Raw genomic sequence first — 21,841 nt, 5'->3', positions numbered from 1 at the left:
CGGGTTGCACCGGCGAGCGGACGTATAGCGAGCCCGGTCGGGCACCGCAAGCGGCGCGTCGCATTCCAAGGGATCGATTTTGCCAAGGGATCGATTTTGCCAATGGATAGATTTTGGTGGCGCGCGAACTTTCCAGCAGCGGTGCACCTCCGCTCCCGCGTCAGGTTTCTTCGGATCCGCGATACTCCAACGCGCTGGCATGCGGCCGAGCGGGCATCGATGCGGCACCTCCGATCGTATCCACGAGCCGGGCGAACCGCATCGTCTCGGAGCGCAGGCTGGTGTCGATACAGACGACCCTGCCCTACCGCGATAGGGCCTTCAAGTAGTCGTCGATACGTCCGACATCGGCGTCGGTGGCTACGCATGCCACGTAGCCATCCGGTCGGACGAGCCACAGACTGTCGTCCGCCAGTGGTGGCCGGAGGTCCGGCTCCAGCAGGTCGCCATGCTCCCGCAGCAGGTCGTCGATCGCCGGATCGGGACGGCCAAACAGCGCAAAGCGCGGCATCGCACCCTCTCCGATGGGGGCTTGATCCGGTATGGGACGCACACGCTCGCCAGGTGCCGGGCCGTCGAGCCCGTGGAGACCTGGCCCTGTGAGCGGGCTGTGCGGGTAGCCGATGGAGATCTCCGACAGGGTGTTGGCCATGGTGCGACGGACCGGGCTGAGGCCGAACAGCAGGCCGCCGATCCAGTTCCGGACCGCCTGGGCGGCGGGGTTCTTGATCACCGCGAGCGCCGTCATACGGCTCGCGGCAGTAAGCACCTGAGCCCCGACGGTGCTGCGTTCCACGCCGTAGCTGTCGAGCAGCCGGTCGCCCGCCACCGTGCCCCGGCAGATCAGCGCCAGTTTCCAGGCGAGGTTGAAGGCGTCCTGCATGCCGGTATTCATGCCCTGTCCGCCGGCCGGGCTGTGGACGTGGGCCGCGTCGCCGGCCACGAACACCCGCCCCGCGCGATAGGTCTCGACCTTGCGTTCGTTGATCCGGAAAGCGGACAGCCAGATCGGGTCGGAGAGATGCAGGCCATCGGGGCCGCGCCGGTCGACGATTCTCTGGACCGCATCCAGCGTCGGATCGGCGGGCGCCAGCCCTTCGGACCGGCCGACATCGGCGATGATCCGGTAACGCCCCGGCGTGATCGGAAACAGCACCAGCACGCCGTCCTCGTGGAAGTAGATCACGAGTTCGTCGAATGGCGTCTTCATCCCGGTGACATGCACGTCGGCCAGGATCCAGTCGCTGCGCAGCGTCTCGCCGCCGAAAGGCAGACCGAGCGTATGGCGCACCGTACTGTGGGCGCCGTCGCAGCCGATCAGCCAATCGACGGTCAGGGTCTCGGCCGATTCGTCCGCCCGAGTCAGGTTCGCCGTGACGCCTTCGCCGTTGTCGGTGAAGCCGGCCAGTTCGACCTCTCGTTCCACGCGGATTCCGAGGCTGGCGAGATGCGCTTCGAGCAGGCGCTCGGTTTCCGATTGCGGCAGCATGAGCGCGTACGGGTACGGGCTATCGATGGCCGCCAGGCTGACATGCCCGACGCGCCGGTCCCCCGCGATCAGGTTGGCGGCCTCGACCCGATGCCCGGCCGCGACGAAAGCGCCGCTGCAGCCGGAGCGATCGAGCAGTTCGAGGGTGCGGCTCCAGAGGACCAGCGCCTTCGATTTGTCCGTCCGCTGCGCCGCCCGATCGATGATTCGGATGCCGACGCCGTAGCGCGCCAGTTCTGCCGCCATCGTCAGACCCACCGGGCCTGCACCGCAGACGAGGACCTGAGGGTTCATGGGCGCCTCCGGAGATCAGCGACTGTCGGCATAGTAGGATGTCCGGTCAAAGAATGTGTCAATATTCATGGAGATTTATGACACGGTTTCCGGTCATCCTGAATTGCGGATCGTTGTCGAATCAATGCTCATCGGCCGAAGACGCGGGATAGTCGCTCGACGTCGCTTGTGCAGCGTCGGGCCGCGAAAAGCATCGGGGGAGCGACGGCCGTAGCTCCGAAGGCGCGATGCCGCCGGACGTGAGGGGCCGGCGCCGAGGATCGACAGCGGGACTGCCCTTCCGCTGGTGCGCCGCATGACGTAAGGGCGCAGGGCCTTTCCCGGCCCCCGTTTTCCAGCTCCCGTGGACGCATGATTCGCCTCGAAAAGATCGGCAAGCAGAACGGCCGGCAGATCGTCTTCATCGAGGCGTCCGCCGCTCTCCAGAAGGGGGAGAAGGTCGGGCTCGTGGGCCCCAACGGCGCCGGCAAGACCACCCTGTTCCGGATGATCACCGGCGAGGAGGAGCCGGACGAAGGTCAGGTCGCCTCCGATCGGGGCATCACCATCGGCTATTTCAGCCAGGATGTCGGCGAGATGGCAGGCTGCAGCGTCGTCTCCGCGGTGATGGACGGGGCCGGCCCCGTGAGTACGGTGGGCGCGGAACTGAAGCAGCTGGAATTGGGCCTCGCCGATCCCGACCGGGCGGACGAGATGGAGGCGCTGATCGAGCGCTACGGCGAGGTGCAGGCCCGCTTCGAGGAACTCGACGGCTACGCCCTCGAAGGCCGGGCCTACGAGGTTCTCGCTGGCCTCAGCTTCAGCCAGGAGATGATGGACGGCGACGTCGGCAAGCTGTCGGGGGGCTGGAAGATGCGCGTTGCACTCGCCCGCATTCTCCTGATGAACCCGGACGTAATGCTGCTCGACGAGCCGAGCAACCACCTCGATCTCGAAAGCCTGATCTGGCTGGAAGCCTTCCTCAAGGGCTACGAGGGTGCGCTCCTGATGACCTCGCACGACCGCGAGTTCATGAACCGGATCGTCACCAAGGTGGTTGAGATCGACGGCGGCCAGCTGACGACTTTCTCGGGCGATTACGGCTTCTACGAGCAGCAGCGCGCGCTGAACGAGACGCAGCAACAGGCCCAGTTCGAGCGCCAGCAGGCGATGCTCGCCAAGGAGATCAAGTTCATCGAGCGCTTCAAAGCGCGCGCGAGCCACGCCGCCCAGGTGCAGAGCCGGGTGAAGAAGCTCGACAAGATCGAGCGGGTGGAGCCGCCCAAGCGCCGGCAATCGGTCACGTTCGAGTTCCAGCCCGCACCCCGTTCGGGCGACGACGTCGTCATGCTGAAGAACGTGCACAAGCGCTTCGGCAGCCGCAGCATCTACGAGGGGCTCGATTTCTCGGTGCGGCGCAAGGAGCGCTGGTGCGTGATGGGCATCAACGGCGCCGGCAAGTCGACGCTGCTGAAGCTCGTGACCGGATCGGCGAAGCCCGATGACGGCACAGTGGCGATCGGCGGCAGCGTGAAGCTAGGCTATTTCGCGCAGCACGCCATGGACCTGCTCGACGGCGAGCGCACCGTGTTCCAGTCCCTGGAGGATTCCTTCCCCCAGGCCGGGCAGGGTTCGCTGCGGGCGCTGGCCGGCTGCTTCGGGTTTTCAGGCGACGACGTGGAAAAGCGCTGCCGGGTGCTGTCGGGCGGCGAGAAGGCCCGTCTGGTGATGGCCAGGATGCTGTTCGACCCGCCCAACTTCCTGGTGCTCGACGAGCCGACCAACCACCTCGACATGGGCACGAAGGAGATGCTGATCACGGCGCTGTCGAACTACGAGGGCACCATGTTGTTCGTCAGCCACGACCGGCACTTCCTGGCCGCCCTGTCCAACCGCGTGCTCGAGCTCACCCCCGACGGCATTCACCAATATGGCGGCGGCTACACCGAATACGTGGCGCGCACCGGGCAGGAGGCGCCCGGCCTGCGGACCTGACCGGCTCGCAGTCGGAGCACGCGAGGCCATCGATCGATGGCTTTGCTCGCCTGACGCGTGACCGCAGCGGCCATCCGTTGCGGTTCAACCCCATCCTTCGAGGGTGCCGAAACAGACAAATTGGGAAGAGGCGGCGACCCCGAGGGTATCGTAATCCTCCCGGTGGCCGTGCCGGTCGCTTGCCCATGGCAGGAAACCCATGCCGGGACGGGGACGCCCATGCACGTCGATGACGATGCCTCGAAAAGCGTCACCCTGCGGGAGCGCATCGCGCATCGCCTCGGCCGCCATGTTCCCCTGGCCGCCACCCGCATCAGGCCGTCGGAGCCCTTCGTCAGCCTCTCCTTCGACGACGTGCCCGACAGTGCCTGCACCATCGGGGCGGACATCCTCGATGGCTTCGGCGTCAAGGCGACCTACTTCGTCGCCACCGGACTGATGGGCCTGCGCACGCGGTACTGGCGGAACGCCGACCGCGCACGGATCGCGGCGCTTTTCGCAGATGGGCACGAGATCGGCTGTCACACCCATTCCCACCCGATCCTGACCAGCCTGTCCGCACATAGCATCCGAGCCGACATCGAGGAAAACCGAAGCAGGCTGGAGGCCATCGTGCCGGGGGCTCCCCGCTCCAGTTTCGCCTATCCGTTCGGCTACACCTCTCTGGCGGCCAAGCGCATCGCGGGCCGGACCTTCGCGTCGAGCCGCAGCGTGGTGCCCGGTCTCAACGCGGGCTTCACAGACCCGCATATGCTGCACGCCAACCCCCTGGTGGACGCCCGGCTCGACCCGGCGACCCTCGAGCGACTGATGCAACGGGCATTGGCGCGGCGCGGCTGGTTGATCTTCTTCGGGCACGACGTATCGGACGATCCTAGCCCTTATGGATGTACGCCGGGACTTCTGACCGCAGTGCTGGCCGCGGCCGCGCGTCGTGGGATCGCGTGCGTCACGATCGCCGAAGGCCTTCGCCGGTCGACCCTGGCGACGGGTGGAGACGAATCGGCTTCGGCCTGACGCCTGGCGTGGCTGCACCGGCCACTCCGCAGTGCGTCATCGCGCTGTTTTTCGCACGATGCTGTCGGCGAGCAGGGCGCGGCTTTTCCGCATCAGGCCCATGAGCCCGAAGCCCAGTGCAGGCCGGGCAGCGCGTCCCGTTCCGAGGGCGCCGGAGGCGGCCTCCAACGCGTGGGATGCCGCGACCGCCGCGCCGAAAAGCTGCAGCAGGGTTCGCGCCAGCATGCGCCGGTCGTGCAGGTCTTCCACCTTGGCCCGGCCCACCGCACCCTTGGCGTCGAGTTGCTCGGGAGAGGCGACGAGGGCCGCCTCCATCGCCCGCTCCAGCGCTTGGCCATCTCCAGGCGGGATCAGCCAACCACAGGTGTCGTCGAGGAGTTCTGGGATTCCGGCGATGCGTGTCGATATCACCGGGCGGCCCAGCGCGAAGGCCTCCATGATCACGATGGGAAGCCCCTCGGCGAAGCTCGGGAGCAGCAGCGCGCGGCTCGATGCCACCAGGGCGCGGACCTCGGCGTTCGAGGCCCAACCCTGTAGGACGACCCGGTCGCTGACCGCGTGCGCCCGACAGGCGGCCTCGATCTCGGCGCGACTCTCGCCGTCGCCCACGAGGATTACCTTGATATCCGGAAAACGGCCGCGCAGGGCGGCGACGGCGGCCGGGATCAGAGCCTGACCCTTGGCGGCGCATAGGCGTCCGACGCAGACCAGGAGCTGATTCCCTAGGTTGGGTCGGGGCTTAGCCTCGAACTCCTCGAGGGCGATGCCGCATCGCGCGATGCGGATTTTGTCGTGATCCTCCGGGCGCGCGAGGCCGACGAGCCGGGTTTGGCAATAACGCGAGATTGCAACGCAGAAGCGCGCATGCGCGATCTTGGCCCGGAAGCTCAGCCGCTCGGGCGCCGAGAACTCGTCCGGGCCATGGGCGGTGAAACTGTAGGTCGGCCCCCCCATCAGATGCGCCAACAGGGCGACCGCCGCGGCGTTGGTGGCGAAGTGCACGTGGATGTGGGTGATGCCATCGGCGTCCGCGCGTTGGCGGAGGTAGGCCGCCTGCATCAGGTAGGCTATGGGCCGGACCAGCCCGTTGCGGGCGTTCCAGCTCAGTCCGAACCAGGGTCCGAGACAGCGGGCGACCCCGAATGGATTGCCGGCGAGTTCGCGGATGCAGGCGCGCAGGAGCCCCCGGAGGTTGCCGGTCAGCAGATAGTGCGTCACCTCCCGCTCGGCGCGGTCGCGCGGATCCACCAGATCCTGGTCCCACACCCGGACGGCGTAGCGCTGAATCGGTTGACCCAGCGCCTCGATCGCCTCGATTTCCCGACGGATGAAGGTCGCGCTGGTCATCGGGTATGTATTCATCAGATACGCAAGCTTCATCGACGCATATCCTTCGAAACACGATCCGCGATGACGTGGAAAACGGTCACGGCCCCGGCCGATTCCGGGCCCGCTCAGGACTTGATCGGGCGCCCCGGCCCCGCCCGACGCAACGCCCCGAGGGTGGCGAATTCGATCAGGACGAGCCGCCCGAGCGGGAGGATCCGCAGGAGGTAGCGGCGCCACAGCCGCCGAGGCTCGGAGCCGAGGCGATGCAGCCATTCGAGGCCGGCGCGCTGCATCCAGATCGGCGCACGGCGCTTGCGGCCGAGCAGAAATTCGAGGGAGGCGCCGACGCAGAGGCCGATGCCCTTGGCTTCGGGATCGAGCGAGGCCTGGAAGGCGATCCGCTCGGAGCGCGGAGAGCCGATCGCGATGAAGGTGAAGCGGGCCGTGCTTCCGGCGACGAAGGCGGCACAGGCCGACAGGGCCGACGGATCGCGATCCACGTTCGGAGGCGCCACGAAGGCCTGGAAGTCGATGCCGGGGAAGGTAGCCTGCATGGTCGCGGCGATCTCCGCGTCGCCGACGACCAGCGCGATGCGGTCGCCCGGTCTGATCAGGTCGCGGAACAGAATCTCCGTGAGGGTCGATCCGGGCAGATGCAGGAGCTCGCCGCCCCGCAGGAGGCGCGACAAGGCGACGATGGGTTTGCTGTCGCACAGCGAGAGCCAGGCGCCTTCGTAGCAGGGGACCAGCGACGGGTCCTCGCTGAGGCGGACGACATGGTCGACATTGGGCGTGACGATGTAGCGGAATTGCGTCGGGCCCGTTCGCTGGGCCAGCAACGCGAGGGCGGTCGACCGTCCGACGCTGTCGAAGGGTGCGTTGAGGAAATGCTCACGGACAGTGACGGCACTGATCAATCCGACCGACATCGTGCGGCTCCTGAAATACAGCTCCCAATATGCCGATCGATTTCTAATCTTGATCGCCGCTGTCGCTATCGATCATGTGGTCGATCGTCGAATTGTCCGATCTGGAGTGGAGCCGCCCCATTTTAAAAAATATTCGAGGTTCGACTACTCAGTCCGGATAGAGGGACCTACGAAAGTTTGCTCGGCGCGCCGGCATCGAGGTCGATGTCCCACGCCCCTCAGGCAATATCGGTAAGCCCGCAAACCTTTGGAGACGGCGTTCCGCATTGTTTGCCCGCCTGTTCGGCGGAAGCCTGCGCGGGAGCGACGTCGGCGTACGACGGCTCCGCTCGACGAAGCGCACAAAGGCTCGTTGACCCGATGTCGTCACTCCTCCTCTTGCCGCTGTCCGCGCTTCTCTGCGTCGTCGCCTTCGTCCTGGCGGTTCCGGTTGCGATGTTCTGCCTCGAGGCCGCCGCCGCGCTCTGGGTGCGGGGACAACCGCCTCGCAAGCCCCAGGGGCGGATCGGCGCTTCGGCGGTTCGGCCACAGCTCGCCGTCGTCGTGCCGGCTCACGACGAGGAGCGCCAGCTCGGCGCGACCCTGCGGAGCGTGCTGTCGCAATTGCAGCCGGGCGATCGCCTCATCGTCGTGGCGGACAATTGCACGGACCGGACGGCGGAGATCGCAGAGCGGGCGGGTGCCGAGGTGATCGTCCGCGTCAATCCGATGGCACGCGGCAAGGGCTACGCCATGGACGCGGCGGTCTCGTACCTGCGCGCGGCACCGCCGGCGCTGGTGGTGTTCGTCGACGCGGATTGCCAACTCGGCGATCGCGCCCTCGACGCGCTGGCCGTCACCGCGCTCGCCCGCCAGCGTCCGGCCCAGGCCCGGTTCCTCTGTCTTGCCCCCCACGGTGCCCGCCACGCGCTCAAGGTCGCCGAGTTCGCCCATGTCCTGAAGAACGAGATCCGGCCGCGCGGCCTCACCGCACTCGGGCTTCCGTGTCAGTTGACCGGCAGCGGCATGGCCTTCCCCTGGCCGATCATCGCTGCGGCCCAGCTCGCCAGCGGCGAGATCGTCGAAGACCTGAAACTCGGGCTCGATTGTGCCCTTGCCGGCCACCCGCCGGTCCTGTGCGACGCCGCCGTGGTCACGACGGAGTTTCCGACATCGCGCCAAGGTGCCGACAGTCAGCGCGAACGCTGGCAGAGAGGGCATCTGCACCAGATCCGCAGTGCGCTGGGACCGTTCACGATCGGCCTGCGCCGGGGCGATCTGCCCCTTATGATGCAAGTGCTCGACATGCTGGTGCCACCCCTGACCCTGCTTCTCATGGCGAACGCGGCCCTGGGGCTGGTCGGTGCCGTGGCGGCGCTGGCGGGGGCCTCGATCCTCCCGGTCCTGATTGCGATGGCGAGCAGCGCGAGTCTGTCAGGCGCCATCGCGGCGGCCTGGTGGATGGCCAAGAAAGGGGGGCACGCGCCGAGCCAGGTCTCGGCCTTCGCGTCCTACCTAGGCGACAACGTCGCGCTCTACCCGCGCCTGATGTCCCGTGCGCCCCTGAGCTGGATCCGGACCGATCGCGGTGAGACGCAGTGACCGTTCCCGTCGCCGGCTCCTGATCGGCTTCATCGGCGTGACCCCGGTCAGGGCGGGGTTCGCGCAGGAGCGGGACACCGGGGAGGTCATGCCGCCGCCGCGAGCGCTCTTCCTTTCCGGGCACAGCCTGACCGTTCGGCCGATCCCGGCCGATCTCGCGGCGATCGCCGTCAGTCTGCCTCAGGCGAAGGCCACCAGGGATGGGTGGCGGGTGGGAGCGAGCGGTGCTGCCTCCGCCTCCGAGAGCTGGCGTTGAAGCCTTGCCGCGAGCACCCGGACGTTCGGCTCGAGCACCATGCTGTCATGGTCACCCGACACGCCGACGATATCGAGGTTCGGCGCGTAGGGCGACCAGCCGTTATCCTCCAGGATGAGCGACCGGTTCGCGTCGAGTCGGCGGCCGCCCGAGAGACGGTGCGCCACCTGCACCTCCGGCCGGAAGAGGACGATGCGACCGGAATAGGGGCGCATCGCGAGGTGGTCGAGCGCACGGCGGAACGCCGCCTCGATCGCATCATTGTGGAATTCCTCGCCGGTGGGCGCGGCTTGCGGCCCCATCCGGTCGCGCAGCCGGTTCGCCTCCCAGGTGGCGCGCCGCTTCACCCAATTGCCCAGGAACGCGCTGCGCTGCGCCTGCAGATCCTGCATCTTCATCGCGAGGCGGTCGGAGACGGACAGCGTCATGCGCTGGGGCACCGGTGTGTCGAGGAGAACGAGAACCGGGACGTCCTCGCCCTCGGCCTGAAGCCGCTGCGCCATCGCGTAGGCGGCGAGGCCACCGCCCGAGAAGCCGCCGAGGAGATAGGGCCCCCGCGGCTGAACGCTGCGAATCTCGGCGCAGTAATCCTGTCCCATCTCCTCGAAGGTCTCATGCGGCGCGTGCTCGCCATAGAGTCCCCGCGCCTGGAGGCCGTAGACCGGCCGCTCGGTCCCGAGATGCAGGGCGAGGTGGCGCAGGTTGAGCACGTTGCCGAACATGCCCGCACACAGGAAGAACGGCGTCCGGCCGGCATCGGTCCGGACCTGCATCGGGACGAGGTGCAGGCGCCGGGGTGTGGGTGGGGCCATGACGCCAGGCTCCGCCGCGGCGCCCTCCTGTCCAAGGCCGTCCGTCCCGTCGTCGCCGAGCAATGCGGCGAAAGCGGCGATCGTCGGCGCCTCGAACAGGACCGAGATCGGCAGATCCGTGGAGAACCGCTCCCGGATCTTGCGGAAGAGGCGCACCGCGATCAGCGAGTGGCCGCCGACATCGAAGAAATTGTCGTCGACACTGACCCGCGCGATCCCGAGGAGGTCCGTCCAGAAACCCGCGAGGGCGCGTTCGATCTCGGTTCGCGGCGCGACGAAGTCGGTCTCGGTCTCGGCCCGCTCGAACAGGTCGGTCCTGCCGGCCGGCCGTGGTGCCGGTGCGGCGGCGCGCACGCGCAGGGCGTCCAGATCCATCGAACTGACGATGACCTGGGACCGACCGGTTCCGATCGCCCGGAACAGGGCGTCGACGCCCTCGGCCGGCAGGATGCCCTGGCGGACGATGGCGGCGAGATTCTGGACCGCCGCCGCGGAGGCCGCCGGGGCCGCCTCGGCGTGGGGAGCCGCCATCTCGATCCCCGCTTCTGCGATGCCTCCAAGGCCTGCGGCGCCCCCCAGGCCGGCGCGGTCATCGAGACGCTTCACCGTGAAGTGCTCGACCTCCAGCACTGCGATGCCGGCCGGGTCCGTGATGGTGATGTCGAAGCTCGCAAAACCCTCGCCCTCGTCGGTCGGGCTCAGCCTGACCCGGCTCAGCACGGCCGCCGGTAGCGGGCGGTGGACCCGGACGCGTCCGTAGGAGACCGGCACCCAGAGCGCCGCCCCCGGCGCGTAGCCGGGCACGAGCTCCATGGCACAGCCCGTCGCGATGTCGACGAGGGCCGGGTGAAGCTGGTAGCCGGCGTCGAGATCCGGGTGGAAGGCGGGATCGAGGGCGAGGGTCGCCGTGGCCTCTCCGTCGGCGATTGTCATGGCGCGCAGGACGCGCCAGCGTGGGCCGAACCGGAGATGCGCCTCCTGAACCGAGGGCCGGGCAGGGGGGATCGGCGTCGCCGCGTCCGGCACGGCAAGAGGGGAGGACGGCAGGGCCGCCGGGCCGAGCAGGCGAATCAGACCCTGGGCGTGACGCCGGAACCCGGTCTTGCCGCCCGTTGCCACGAGGCTGCGGATGTCGAGGCGGAAGCCACCGGGTCCCGGTTCGAGGCGGACCTGCACCCGGCAGGTCTCGCCATCCGGCACGTGCAGGGGCCGTAGGAAGACGAGATCCTCGATCTCGAAGCCGCCCTCCAGGCCGTGCGCCCGAAGGGCCTGCGCGGCGATCTCGAGGTAGCCGGTGCCGGGCCAGATCGCCTCGCCCGAGCGCATGCGGTGCTCGTCGAGAATCCACTGGCTCGCGGCATTCCAGTGGCCTTCCAGGCAATGGCCGCCCGCACCGTCGTCGACCCAGGCCGCGAAGAGCGGCCCGCGCGGCGCCGGCCGCTGCGGCACGGCGCGCGGATGCGCCACGGCGCGCGCCGCGAGCCCGATCTGATTCCAGATGCCCCAGTGGATCGCGATGGTCAGGCAGCCGGTACGGCCGCTTTGCGTCTCCGCGAAGGCATTCAGGTAGGCGTTGGCCGCCACGTAGTCGACCTGTCCGGCCGGGGCGGTGTCGGTGCTGGTCGAGGAGAACAGCACGAACAGATCGAGGGGATCGTCGCGCAGCAGCGTGTGCAGGTTGAGGGTGCCCTGGATCTTCGGAGCGAAGACCGCCTCGATGTCCGCCTCGGACTTCATCGCGATCAGGCTGTCGCGGACGAGGCCCGCGGCGTGGATCACGCCGTTGATCGGCCCGAACGCGGCGCGCGCCGCGCGGATGATTCCACCGATCTCCTCCGGGTTGCTGACGTCGGCGTAGCCCTGGAAGACTTCGGCGCCGAGGCCTTCGAGGCGCCGGATGAGGTCGATCGCGTGGCCGATCCGCTCGGACGTCCCGTGGACCCGCAGGTGATCGTCCCAGACCCGGCGCTCCGGCAGCAGCGTGCGGCCGACGAGGATGAGGCGAGCCCGGAAGCGTCGCGCGAGGTCTTCGCAGACCAGTCCGGCGAGATCGCCGAAGCCGCCGGTGACGAGGTAGACGCCGCGGTCCCTGAAGCGGGCGCCGCCCGCCTCGGCTGCCGCGAGGGACAGCGGCGCAAATCCCTGCGACCAGCGCCGCGCGCGATGATAGGCGACCACCTCGTTGCCCGGATCGGCGAGGAGATCGTCCCACAGCCGATCGAGGTCGCCGCCCGGTGCGACCGGGCCGGTCGGCACCACGCTGAGATGGCGCCGCACCTGGCCGAGCCGCGACACCTGCGACGGCTCGGGCAAGGCGATGTCGATGGTGCGGATGGTGACGCCCGCCATCTCCTTCGGGATCACCTGGGCGGGGCCGAGGATCGTGGCCTTGCCCGGCGCCGTCGGCGCCCGGTCGGCAATGCGCTGCATCCCGTTCGTCACGATCGTGGCGTGTAGCGGGGTGGCATCGCCGAGCGCCTGCATCAGCCACAGGAGGCAGTGGAAGCCACGCTCCAGGGTCTGGTGGAAGGCGCTCGATCCGGGGCGGAAGCGCTCTTCCCGCGTCAGCAGCCAGAGATGCAGGACGCGGTCCGGCAGCCGGCCCTCCGCCGTGAGGGAGCGCACCAGGGCCTCGTAGCCGGTCCGGCCTTCCTCCGCGCAGAGGGTGTAGGTGTCCGGACCCCGCCGACCGAACTGGTCGCCTGGCACCACCTCGGTGACCCGGTGCCCGGCCGTTCGCAGCCGGGCGACGAGGCCGTACCCGATGCCGGTCTCGTCGAGGAAGACCAGCCAGGTCCGCCGCACGCTCTCGGTCTCCGCCTCGATGGGCGCGACGGATTGGCGCCAGACCGGCTGGTATCCCCAGGCCGCGATGTCGGCGTGCTTGGCCGGGACGGCCTCCGACGGGTCGGTGACGGTCCGGGCGACCGCATCGAGGAAGTAGCGCTTGTGCTGGAAGGCGTAGGTCGGCAGCACCACGCGCCGGCAGTGCCGCCCCGTCCACAGGCTGCCCGGATCCACCGGCAGGCCGGTGGCCCAGGCGCGGCCGAAGGCGGTGAGGAACGACACTGCGGCGTCGATCGCCTCGTCGGCATGGGGGAGGGTGTTGAGGATCGCGTTCGCGGCGATCGACCCCTGCGCCCTGGCGAGGGACGACAGGGCCCGGCCCGGCCCGGCCTCCACGTAGATTCGCGTACGATCGGCGGTCAGCCGAGCGAGTCCGTCGGCGAAGCGGACCGGCGAGCGCAGGTGACGGACCCAGTAGAGCGGATCGCAGGCCTGCGCGTCGCTGAGCCACTCCCCCGTGAGATTCGACACGATGGGGATCGCCGGAGGCCGCAGCCGCACGGTCCTGAGATAGGCCTCGAAGGCCGGCAGGATCGGATCGAGCATCCGGGAATGAGCCGCGATGTCGATGGCGACCGGCACCGCATCGATGCCGTCGGCGGCGAGGCTTGCGCGGAACGCCGCGATCGCCGCGGCAGGGCCGGAGACGACGCAGAGTCCCGGCGCGTTGATCGAGGCGAGGTCGAGGTCGTGCGGAAGCCGGGCGCGGAGAGCATCGGCGTCGAGCGCGACGCTGAGCATGCCGCCGCCCGTCACCGTGTCGAACAATTCGCCGCGTAGGCGCACCAGGCCGACCGCCTCGCGGAACGTCATGATTCCGGCGACGCAGGCGGCGGCGTTCTCGCCCATGGAATGCCCGATGAGGGCCTTCGGCGCGAGGCCGCGGCTCTGCCACAGCCGCGCCAGGGCCACCTCGACGATGAGGATGGCGGGCAGCTGGCGCGAGGGGCGCAACAGCCACGCCGCGGCCTCCGGCCCGTGCGACTCGGCCCCGAGCCAATGCGCCTTGATCTCCGCCGCCACCGGACCGGCCAGATAGCCCAGGCCCTCGTCGACGGAGGCCCGGAAACCCGGCTCTCCGTCATAGAGCGCGCGCGCCATCCCGGGATGCTGCGCGCCGCCACCGGGGAACAGGAAGACCGCACCCGAGGCGTCCGGCACCACCGCATGGGTGTGGACGCTCCGGTTCTCCGACGCATCGAGGAGCACGCAGGCTTCGGCCCGATCCGCCACCGCCAGCACCCGGCGGTGCTCGAAATGCCGCCGGCCGGAATAGAGCGTGTAGGCGACATCGGACAGGGGCAGGTCGGGGTTGCGCGCGAGTTCGCCCGCGAGCGAGCGGGCGGCCGCGTCGAGGGCCGTGCGGCTCTTGGCCGACAGCAGGATCAGTTCCGGTCCGGCACTCGCCGCCGAGCGTGAGCGTGCCCCTTGGGCGGGCACCTCTTCCAGGATGGCATGCGCGTTGGTGCCGCCGACGCCCAGCGCATTCACCGCCGCGCGGCGCGGACCCGCGCGGCGCGGCCACGGGGTGAGCCGGTCGGCGACGACGAAGGGGCTCCCGGCGAAATCGATCGACGGGTTCGGCTTCTCGAAGCCGAGGCTCGCGGGAATCTCCGCATGCTGCAGGGCGAGCGCCGTCTTGATCAGCCCGACCACGCCGGCGGCGGTATCGAGATGCCCGATATTGGTCTTGACCGACCCGACCCGGCAGAAGCCGGTGGCCCCGGTGCTCTGCCGGAAGGCCTGCGTCAGGGCGGCGATCTCGATGGGATCGCCGAGATAGGTGCCGGTGCCGTGGCATTCGACGTAGCCGATCGAGTCGGCCGGGATGTCGGCCAGCCCCTGCGCCTCCACGATCGCCCGCGCCTGGCCATCGATGCTCGGGGCGAGATATCCGGCCTTGGCGGCCCCGTCGTTGTTGATGGCCGTGGCCTTGATCACGCCCTGGATCGGGTCGCCGTCGCGCACGGCGTCCGAGAGCCGGCGCAGGACCACTACGCCGACGCCGCTGCCGAACACCGTGCCGGCGGCCCGGTGGTCGAAGGCGCGGCAGACCCCGTCGGGCGCCAGAATTTCGCCCTCCTGGTACAGGTAGCCGCGCCGGTGCGGCAGCTCGATGGTGACGCCGCCGGCCAGAGCCATGTCGCATTCGCGGGCGAGCAGGCTCTGACAGGCGGCGTGGACGGCGACGAGGGAGGTCGAGCATGCGGTCTGCACGTTCACGCTCGGACCCTTCAGGTCGAACAGGAACGAGGCGCGCGTGGTCAGGAAGTCCTTGTCGTTGCCGGTGTGCCGCAGCAGGAACAGCCCGGTCTGCTCCACGAGATCGCGGTGGCTGCAGACGTTGTTGTAGAAGTAGCTGCCCATTCCGCAGCCCGCGAACACCCCGATGGGGCCGGGCTCGCGCTCGGGCGGCCGGGCGGCGCTCTCCATGGCCTCCCAGGCGCATTCGAGGAAATGGCGGTGCTGCGGGTCCATGATCGCCGCGTCCTTCGGGCTCATTCCGAAGAATTCGGCGTCGAACATCTCCATGTCGGGCAGTTCGGCGCAGGACGGGACGTAGTTCGGCAAACCGTAGCGCGCCGGCGATTCACCCGCCGCATCGAGTTCCTCCGTGGAAAGCGTGCGGAACGAGGCGACGCCGCGTCTCAGGTTGTCCCAGAAGTCGCGCGGGTTGGACGCGCCGGGCACACGCAGCGCCATGCCGATGATGGCGATGTCGGTCTCGGACGCATCCGGCTCCGGCAGATGGGGCTCCGGCAGATCGTGGGCGGATTCGGCCATTGGGGCGTACGCGCTCCGGGTTGGTCATGTCCCTGCGGGCGCCGTCCCGGGAGGGGGTCAACCGCGCCGCGCCCCAGCGGCGGACGAAACCGCCGGCAAGGTGATGCCGGACAGTATCGAGAGCATCCTGGCGGGCCATCCGACCCAAAAAGGCAGGCAGCCTCAGCCAATGCGGAGGGGCGCCGTATCCATAAGGCTTAGTCCTCGGCCGATTGAGTGTGTGGAAGCGCGAGCTCGGCCGCTCCTAGACCTGAATCCGCGTCTCCACCGACGCGCGTCCCGGGAGCCGTCCCGTGGGCCGAGGACCGCCGACGCGGTCTGCACGCTTCGATCAGGAACCGATGCGATGAGGGCTTCTCCCGAGTTTCGATGCGTGCTCATGGGCGACCAGTCGCTGCTGGTGCAGTGCGGTCAGATCGCGCTGGCCCGCGGGCACCGCGTGGACATGGTGGTGACCGACAACCCGGCGGTCGCGGCCTGGGCGACCGGCCTCGGACTACCGGTGGCGGCCTCCGCCGGCGATTATGCGGGCCGCCTCGCGGACCGCACCTACGATTGGTTCTTCAGCATCGCCAACCTGCGCATCGTGCCGCGCGCGGTCTGGGGCCGGGCCACCGAGGGGGCCGCCAATTTCCACGATGGGCCGCTGCCGCGTTACGCCGGCCTCAATACGCCGGCCTGGGCGATCCTCAACGGCGAGACGTCGTACGGGATCACCTGGCATGCGATGACCGACGCCGTCGATGCGGGCGCGGTCCACATCGCGCGCACCTTCGATCTCGCCCCCGACGAAACCACCTTCACCCTCAACACCCGCTGCTTCGAAGCCGGGATCGCGGGCTTCTCCGAACTGATCGACGCGATCGCAGAAGGGCGGCTCCAGAGCCGGCCGCAGGATGCCGGCAGCCTGGCCCTCTTCGGTCGCAACCGCCGCCCCGACGGTGCCGGCCTGCTCCGCTTCGACCAGCCGGCGCCGAGCCTCGACCGGCTCGCCCGCGCGCTCGATTTCGGGCCCGGCTACGCCAATCCGCTCCTGACCCCCAAGATCCGGATCGGTGCCTCCACCTACAATGTCGCCACCTTGGTGGTGTCCGAAGTCCTCACCGTCTCCCAACCCGGCACGGTGCTGGATGTCGATACCACCGGTTTGACCATCGCGGCACTCGACCGGGCCGTGCGGGTCGAAGGGCTTCGCGACGCGGACGGGATGCCGGTATCGCCCTCCGACCTCGTCGGCGCCGGGGATTGCCTGCCGGTGCTCGGCCCGGAGGAGATCGACCGCCTCTCCGCCGTGACGGAGGCTGTGGTTCGGCACGAGACCTGGGCGCGGGCGCGTTTCGCCGATCTGTCGCCGCTGGTCCTGCCGGCGATCCGGCCTGCCGCAGCCGTCGAAGGCGCCCTGCGCACCCGCTCGGTCGCCCTGCCTGCCGGGCTGTCGGGAGATCGCCGGATCGCGGCGCTCGCGGCTTATCTTGCCCGCGTCGCCACCGAGTCCCGTTTCGACGTCGCCTATGCGGATGCGACCGTGGGGGCCTGCGCGCGAGACTATCCGGGCGTGTTCGCGCCGGCCCTGCCGCTGCGCATTCTGGCCCAGGATTCCACTGTGGGGACAGATGTGACAGTGGGGACGCTGGAGCGCTCCGTCACCGCCGCGCTCGCCGAACTTCGCGTGGTCGGGAGCCACCTCTGCGACCTGCCGTTGCGCTGGCCCGGCCTCACCGCGCCGCGCTACGGCGTCGGGCTGGTGCAGGCCGCCGCGCCGTCGCGCGCTCACGCGATCGCCGGCTGCCCCCTGACGCTGGTGGTCCCGGCGGACGGACCGGACCTCCTGATGGTCTACGCGTCCGAGCGACTGCCCGAAGACGAGGCCGAAGCCCTCGCCGATCGCATGGCGGTCTTCCTGGCTGCGTTCCCCGGAGAGTCCGACCGGCTTCTGATGGACCTGCCGCTGATGTCCGCCGCCATGCGGGAGCGGATGCTGGTGACGTGGAACAGCACTGCGGTCGCGTACGACGAAACCGCCTGCATCCACACCCTGATCGAACGTCAGGCCGACCGGACGCCGGAGGCGACCGCCCTGGTCTGCGGCCATCGGACCTTGAGCTTTCGCGAACTCGACGAGCGGGCGAACCGGGTGGCGCATGCCCTGCGCGCGCGCGGCGTCGGGCCGGACCAGCCGGTGGGGCTCTACGTCGCCCGCGGGCTCGACCTCGTGGTCGGCGCCCTCGCGATCCAGAAGGCGGGCGGAGCCTACCTTCCCCTCGATCCGAACTACCCGACGGACCGTCTCGCCCTCATGATCGCCGATAGCGGCCTGTCGGTGGTCCTGACGCAGCGCGCCCTCGCCGGCGCCGTCCCCGGCGATCCGGCCACCCTCCTGTGCATCGAGGATGCCGCCACGCCGGAGGCGCCGCGGACACGGGTGGTCTCGGGGGTCACCGCCGCGCATGCGGCCTACGTCATCTACACCTCGGGCTCGACCGGTCGGCCGAAGGGCGTCGTCATCGAACATCGCAACGTCGCGAACTTCTTTGCCGGGATGGACGAGCGGGTGGCGCGGCACGAAGATCCGAATCCGGTCTGGCTCGCGGTGACCAGCCTGTCCTTCGACATCTCGGTATTGGAGCTGTTCTGGACGCTGTCGCGTGGGTTCAAGGTGGTCGTCGCGGCGCCGCCTATCGGCGCGGGCGTGGCGGCGGCCGGGCCGATGGCGTTCAGCCTGTTCCACTGGGGCCAGGCCGACCGGGCCGATGCGCAGATGTACCATCTGCTGCTCGAGAGTTCGCGCTTTGCCGACACGCACGGCTTCACCGCCGTGTGGACGCCGGAGCGCCACTTCAACGATTTCGGTGCGCCTTATCCGAATCCGGCGGTGACCGGGGCGGCGGTGGCGGCCGTGACCCGCAATGTCGGAATTCGGGCGGGCAGCTGCGTCCTGCCGCTGCACCATCCCGCCCGCGTGGCCGAGGAATGGGCGGTGGTGGACAATCTCAGCGGTGGCCGCGTTGCGATCGCCTTCGCATCGGGGTGGATGCCCGAGGATTTTCTCCTGCGGCCCGAGAACGCGCCGCCGCACAACAAGGACGCCTTGCTGCGCGACGTCGAGACCGTGCGCCGCCTGTGGCGCGGCGAGGCCGTGCCGTTCGCCGCGCCCGGTGGCCTCACCGTCGACGTGACGACGCAGCCGCGTCCGGTCCAGGCGGAACTGCCGGTCTGGATCACCACCGCCGGCAACCCCGAGACCTTCCGGGAGGCCGCCCGCCTCGGGGCGAACGTGCTCACGCATCTCCTCGGGCAGACCATCGAAGAGCTGGCGGCCAAGATAGCGGCCTATCGCGAGGCGCTGGTGGAGGCCGGGCGCGACCCGGCGGATCACGCGGTGACGCTGATGCTCCACACCCTGCTGGGTACGGATCGCGAGACGGTGCGCACCCAGGCGCGGGAACCGATGCGGGCGTACCTGCGCAGCGCCGCCGGGCTGATCAAGCAATACGCCTGGGCCTTCCCGGCGTTCAAGCGGCCCGCCGGGATCACCCAGCCGATGGCCATCGACCTGCGGACCATCGACCCGGAGGAGATGGACGCGATCCTCGACTTCGCCTTCGAACGCTACTTCGAGGAGAGCGGGCTGTTCGGCACCCCCGACGACGCCGTGGCGCGGGTCGCGCAGTTGCGGGCCATCGGTGTCGACGAGATCGCCTGCCTGATCGATTTCGGCCTGCCGACCGCGACGGTCCTCGGCGCGCTGCCCCCGCTCGCCAGCGTGGTGGCGTCCTGCAACTGCCCGGCTGCGGAGGCCGATGAGGGGCTCGGGGCGCAGATCCGCCGGCATGGGGTGACGCATCTCCAATGTACGCCGTCGATGGCGACCATGATGCTGATGAACCCGGAAGAGCGGGCCGGGCTCGCGGGGCTGCGCCACCTCTATGTCGGTGGCGAGGCTCTGCCGGGGCACCTGCTCGCGGCGTTGCTGGAGGCCGGAATCGGGCAGGTCACCAACATGTACGGCCCCACCGAGACGACGATCTGGTCGTCGACGCAGGTCGCCGTGCCGGGGCCGGGCGTCGTGCCGCTCGGGCGCCCGATCGCCAATACGCAACTCTATGTGCTCGATGCCGGCCTGCGGCCGGTGCCGCCGCATTGCCCCGGCGAACTCTACATCGGCGGCGCCGGGGTGGCGCGCGGATACCTCCACCGTCCAGAACTGACGGCGGAGCGATTCCGCGACAACCCGTTCGTACCGGGCGGGCGGATCTACCGGACTGGCGACCTGGCGCAGTTCGATGCGGACGGCACCCTGCATTTCCTCGGGCGCATCGACCATCAGGTGAAGGTGCGCGGCTACCGGATCGCGCTCGGCGAGATCGAGGCCGCCCTGCGGGCCTGCCCGCGCATCCGCGAGGCGGTCGTCACCATCCGGGAGGACCATCCGGGCGACCAGCGCATCGTCGCCTACGTGGTCGCCGACGGGACCGCGCCGTCCGCCGAGGAGGTGCGTGCCGAACTCGCTCGGACGCTGCCGGACTTCATGGTGCCGGCCCACGTGCTCACCCTCGACCGGATGCCGCTCACGCCCAACGCCAAGATCGACCGTAACGCACTGCCGCCGCCCGGAACCGTCCCGGCCACGGCTCCGTCCGCAGTGGCCGAGCCCGATGGCGGCGTCGAGTCGGCGATCGCCGCGGTTTTTCGTACCGTGCTGGGGATCGATCACGTCGGGGCGGGCGACAACTTCTTCAACCTGGGCGGCCACTCGCTGCTCGCCGTCCAGGCGCATCGCACGCTGAAGGCCGGCATCGCGCCCCAGCTCGGCATCACCGACCTGTTCCGCTTCCCCACCGTTCGCGCGCTCGCCCGCCACCTCTCCGCGGCGAGCGGCGCCAATGCGGACCTCGCGGGCGTCTCGGACCGCGCCGCCCTGCGCCGGAACGCCATGCGGGCGCGCGGCAATCCGGTGCGCGAGGTCCGCGGCGCGGGCTGAGCGGCCCACCGACGGTTACGGCGGCTACCTCCCAGGCGGTAGGCGGCCGATGATTTTGGGGGTGCGCTCCCACCCCGTTCGATGCCCCGTTCGCGGAAGAAGCCCCGAATGGCGGATTCGAGCCGCGACCTTGGCCGGACCTATGGTTCCTCAGCACACGGGATCGACGCGATGGTTGTGATGAGTTCAGTGACGGACTGGGTTGGCCTCCTCGGCATTTGTCGGACACAGGCTGTCCGCTGCGCGAGGCTGTCCCTCCTGGCGGTGTCCCTGCTGGGGCCGGCCCCCCTCTCCGCCGCGGAGATGCAATACAAGCTCGGGGCGCAGGATCGGCTTCGGATCCATGTCTACGAGTGGCCTGCGCTCACCGGCGAATTCACCGTGGGCGCCGAAGGGCTCATTGCGCTTCCGCTGATCGGCGACATTCCGGTGATCGGGCTCCAGCCTTCGGAACTGGCCCAGGAGATCTCGATCCGCCTGAAGTCGCGGGCGACGCTGACGGAACTGCCCAATGCCGCCGTCGCCGTCACCCAGTATCGCCCGTATTACATCATCGGCAGCGTCGAGAAGTCCGGCGAGTACGCGTATCGCCCGGGCATGCTGGTCCTGAACGCCGTCAGCATCGCAGGCGGCGCCTACCGGCGGCCGGACATGATGAACTGGGCCTCGATCCAGGAGCGGATCAAGACCGAGGGCGAGTTGCAGGTGCTCGGCCTCAAGAAGAAGGATCTCCTGGCCAAGGAGACCCGCCTCAAGGCCGAGATCGACCAATTGGGCAAGCGCCCCGTCCAGATCGCCGGGCCGCTTCCCGAGGGGTTGAGCGTTTCCGGCGGCGAGAAGTCCCTGTTCCTCGCCCAGCGCGAGCACCAGCAGAACGAGGTTCGCGCGCTGCAGCAGGCGATCACCCTGCACGAGGACGAGATCCTGTCGCTCAAGGCCCAGCGCGATGCCGCCGACAAGCAGCGCATCGCCGTCCAGCGCGAACTCGGGGAGGTCCGCGACAACGTCGCCCGTGGCCTCGCCCCGACCAACCGGGTGCTGCCGCTGGAGCGCACCGTCGCCCAGATCGAGCGCGAGCAGAAGGAACTCGACACCCAGGTTCTGCGCGCGCGCCAGCAGATCAACACGGCGGAACGGACCATCGCCAGCGTGCACGACGACCGCACCATCGTGGTGATCCGCGACCTGCTGGAGGTCCAGACGCTGATCCAGGAGACCAACGGGAAGCTCGCCAGCGCAGAGCGGATCATTCAGGAAAGCGCGGCCTATAGCGGCGAGGGCAGTGGCGGCGCATCCGATCCGCCCGTCCGGTTCGCCTTCGCGATCGTGCGGGTCGAGGCCAGCGAGACCCGTGAGTTCGAGGCGTTCGAGACGACGCCGGTACAGCCCGGGGACATCCTCAAGGTCCACCTGCAGCGCCGTGACGAAGCACCGGCCCATCTCGCCCAGATGAAATCGTCGCTGCCGCGCCTCACCAACGAGGCCAAGGCGATGATCTCCGGCGACCGGGACCGCTGACGCCGCGCGATCCGCGACCGGGACCGCCGC

Annotated in this window: 9 protein-coding genes; 5 read left to right on the top strand and 4 right to left on the bottom strand. The window is 69.4% G+C overall.

Going from position 1 to position 21,841, the window contains the following annotated elements; genetic code table 11:
* Positions 1–304 precede the first annotated feature (304 nt).
* A complete protein-coding gene (locus tag G3T14_RS15345) occupies positions 305–1,783 on the bottom strand; it encodes an FAD-dependent monooxygenase (protein ID WP_163643414.1) in 1,479 nt (492 codons plus the stop codon).
* Between the two features lie 351 nt (positions 1,784–2,134).
* Here G3T14_RS15345 and G3T14_RS15340 point away from each other — a divergent pair, with 351 nt between their 5' ends.
* Positions 2,135–3,757 carry an ABC-F family ATP-binding cassette domain-containing protein gene (locus G3T14_RS15340; RefSeq protein ID WP_163643413.1) on the top strand — a complete coding sequence of 541 codons (1,623 nt, stop codon included), beginning with the start codon at positions 2,135–2,137 and terminating at the stop codon, positions 3,755–3,757.
* Positions 3,758–3,976: 219 nt separating this feature from the next.
* Positions 3,977–4,774 carry a polysaccharide deacetylase family protein gene (locus tag G3T14_RS15335; protein ID WP_163643412.1) on the top strand — a complete coding sequence of 266 codons (798 nt, stop codon included), beginning with the start codon at positions 3,977–3,979 and terminating at the stop codon, positions 4,772–4,774.
* A gap of 36 nt (positions 4,775–4,810) precedes the next feature.
* Here G3T14_RS15335 and G3T14_RS15330 read toward each other — a convergent pair whose 3' ends face one another.
* A complete protein-coding gene (locus tag G3T14_RS15330; RefSeq protein WP_163643411.1) occupies positions 4,811–6,154 on the bottom strand; it encodes a glycosyltransferase family 4 protein in 1,344 nt (447 codons plus the stop codon).
* Positions 6,155–6,228: 74 nt separating this feature from the next.
* A complete protein-coding gene (locus G3T14_RS15325; protein WP_163643410.1) occupies positions 6,229–7,032 on the bottom strand; it encodes a WecB/TagA/CpsF family glycosyltransferase in 804 nt (267 codons plus the stop codon).
* A gap of 360 nt (positions 7,033–7,392) precedes the next feature.
* On the opposite strand from G3T14_RS15325, the gene G3T14_RS15320 reads away from it, so the two are divergent.
* A complete protein-coding gene (locus G3T14_RS15320; RefSeq protein WP_163643409.1) occupies positions 7,393–8,613 on the top strand; it encodes a glycosyltransferase family 2 protein in 1,221 nt (406 codons plus the stop codon).
* A gap of 180 nt (positions 8,614–8,793) precedes the next feature.
* Here G3T14_RS15320 and G3T14_RS15315 read toward each other — a convergent pair whose 3' ends face one another.
* Positions 8,794–15,312, bottom strand: coding sequence for a type I polyketide synthase (locus tag G3T14_RS15315; protein WP_163643408.1), 6,519 nt, complete (start codon positions 15,310–15,312; stop codon positions 8,794–8,796).
* A gap of 346 nt (positions 15,313–15,658) precedes the next feature.
* Between G3T14_RS15315 and G3T14_RS15310 the strand changes: the two genes are divergently transcribed.
* Both G3T14_RS15310 and G3T14_RS15305 read left to right on the top strand, forming a co-directional pair.
* A complete protein-coding gene (locus G3T14_RS15310; RefSeq protein ID WP_163643407.1) occupies positions 15,659–20,293 on the top strand; it encodes a MupA/Atu3671 family FMN-dependent luciferase-like monooxygenase in 4,635 nt (1,544 codons plus the stop codon).
* A gap of 180 nt (positions 20,294–20,473) precedes the next feature.
* Positions 20,474–21,811 carry a polysaccharide biosynthesis/export family protein gene (locus G3T14_RS15305; RefSeq protein ID WP_163643406.1) on the top strand — a complete coding sequence of 446 codons (1,338 nt, stop codon included), beginning with the start codon at positions 20,474–20,476 and terminating at the stop codon, positions 21,809–21,811.
* Positions 21,812–21,841: the final 30 nt, after the last annotated feature.

Source organism: Methylobacterium sp. BTF04, assembly GCF_010692745.1.
GTDB lineage: Bacteria > Pseudomonadota > Alphaproteobacteria > Rhizobiales > Beijerinckiaceae > Methylobacterium.
The sequence above is the reverse complement of the archived record's forward strand: the minus strand, read 5'-3'. Positions and strand labels throughout refer to the sequence as shown.

What these genes read in the sequence shown, in the direction of transcription:
- G3T14_RS15345 (WP_163643414.1), bottom strand. Translation starts at nt 1,783, where the DNA reads ATGAACCCTCAGGTCCTCGTCTGCGGTGCAGGCCCGGTGGGTCTGACG.
- G3T14_RS15340 (WP_163643413.1), top strand. Translation starts at nt 2,135, where the DNA reads ATGATTCGCCTCGAAAAGATCGGCAAGCAGAACGGCCGGCAGATCGTC.
- G3T14_RS15335 (WP_163643412.1), top strand. Translation starts at nt 3,977, where the DNA reads ATGCACGTCGATGACGATGCCTCGAAAAGCGTCACCCTGCGGGAGCGC.
- G3T14_RS15330 (WP_163643411.1), bottom strand. Translation starts at nt 6,154, where the DNA reads ATGAAGCTTGCGTATCTGATGAATACATACCCGATGACCAGCGCGACC.
- G3T14_RS15325 (WP_163643410.1), bottom strand. Translation starts at nt 7,032, where the DNA reads ATGTCGGTCGGATTGATCAGTGCCGTCACTGTCCGTGAGCATTTCCTC.
- G3T14_RS15320 (WP_163643409.1), top strand. Translation starts at nt 7,393, where the DNA reads ATGTCGTCACTCCTCCTCTTGCCGCTGTCCGCGCTTCTCTGCGTCGTC.
- G3T14_RS15315 (WP_163643408.1), bottom strand. Translation starts at nt 15,312, where the DNA reads ATGGCCGAATCCGCCCACGATCTGCCGGAGCCCCATCTGCCGGAGCCG.
- G3T14_RS15310 (WP_163643407.1), top strand. Translation starts at nt 15,659, where the DNA reads ATGAGGGCTTCTCCCGAGTTTCGATGCGTGCTCATGGGCGACCAGTCG.
- G3T14_RS15305 (WP_163643406.1), top strand. Translation starts at nt 20,474, where the DNA reads ATGAGTTCAGTGACGGACTGGGTTGGCCTCCTCGGCATTTGTCGGACA.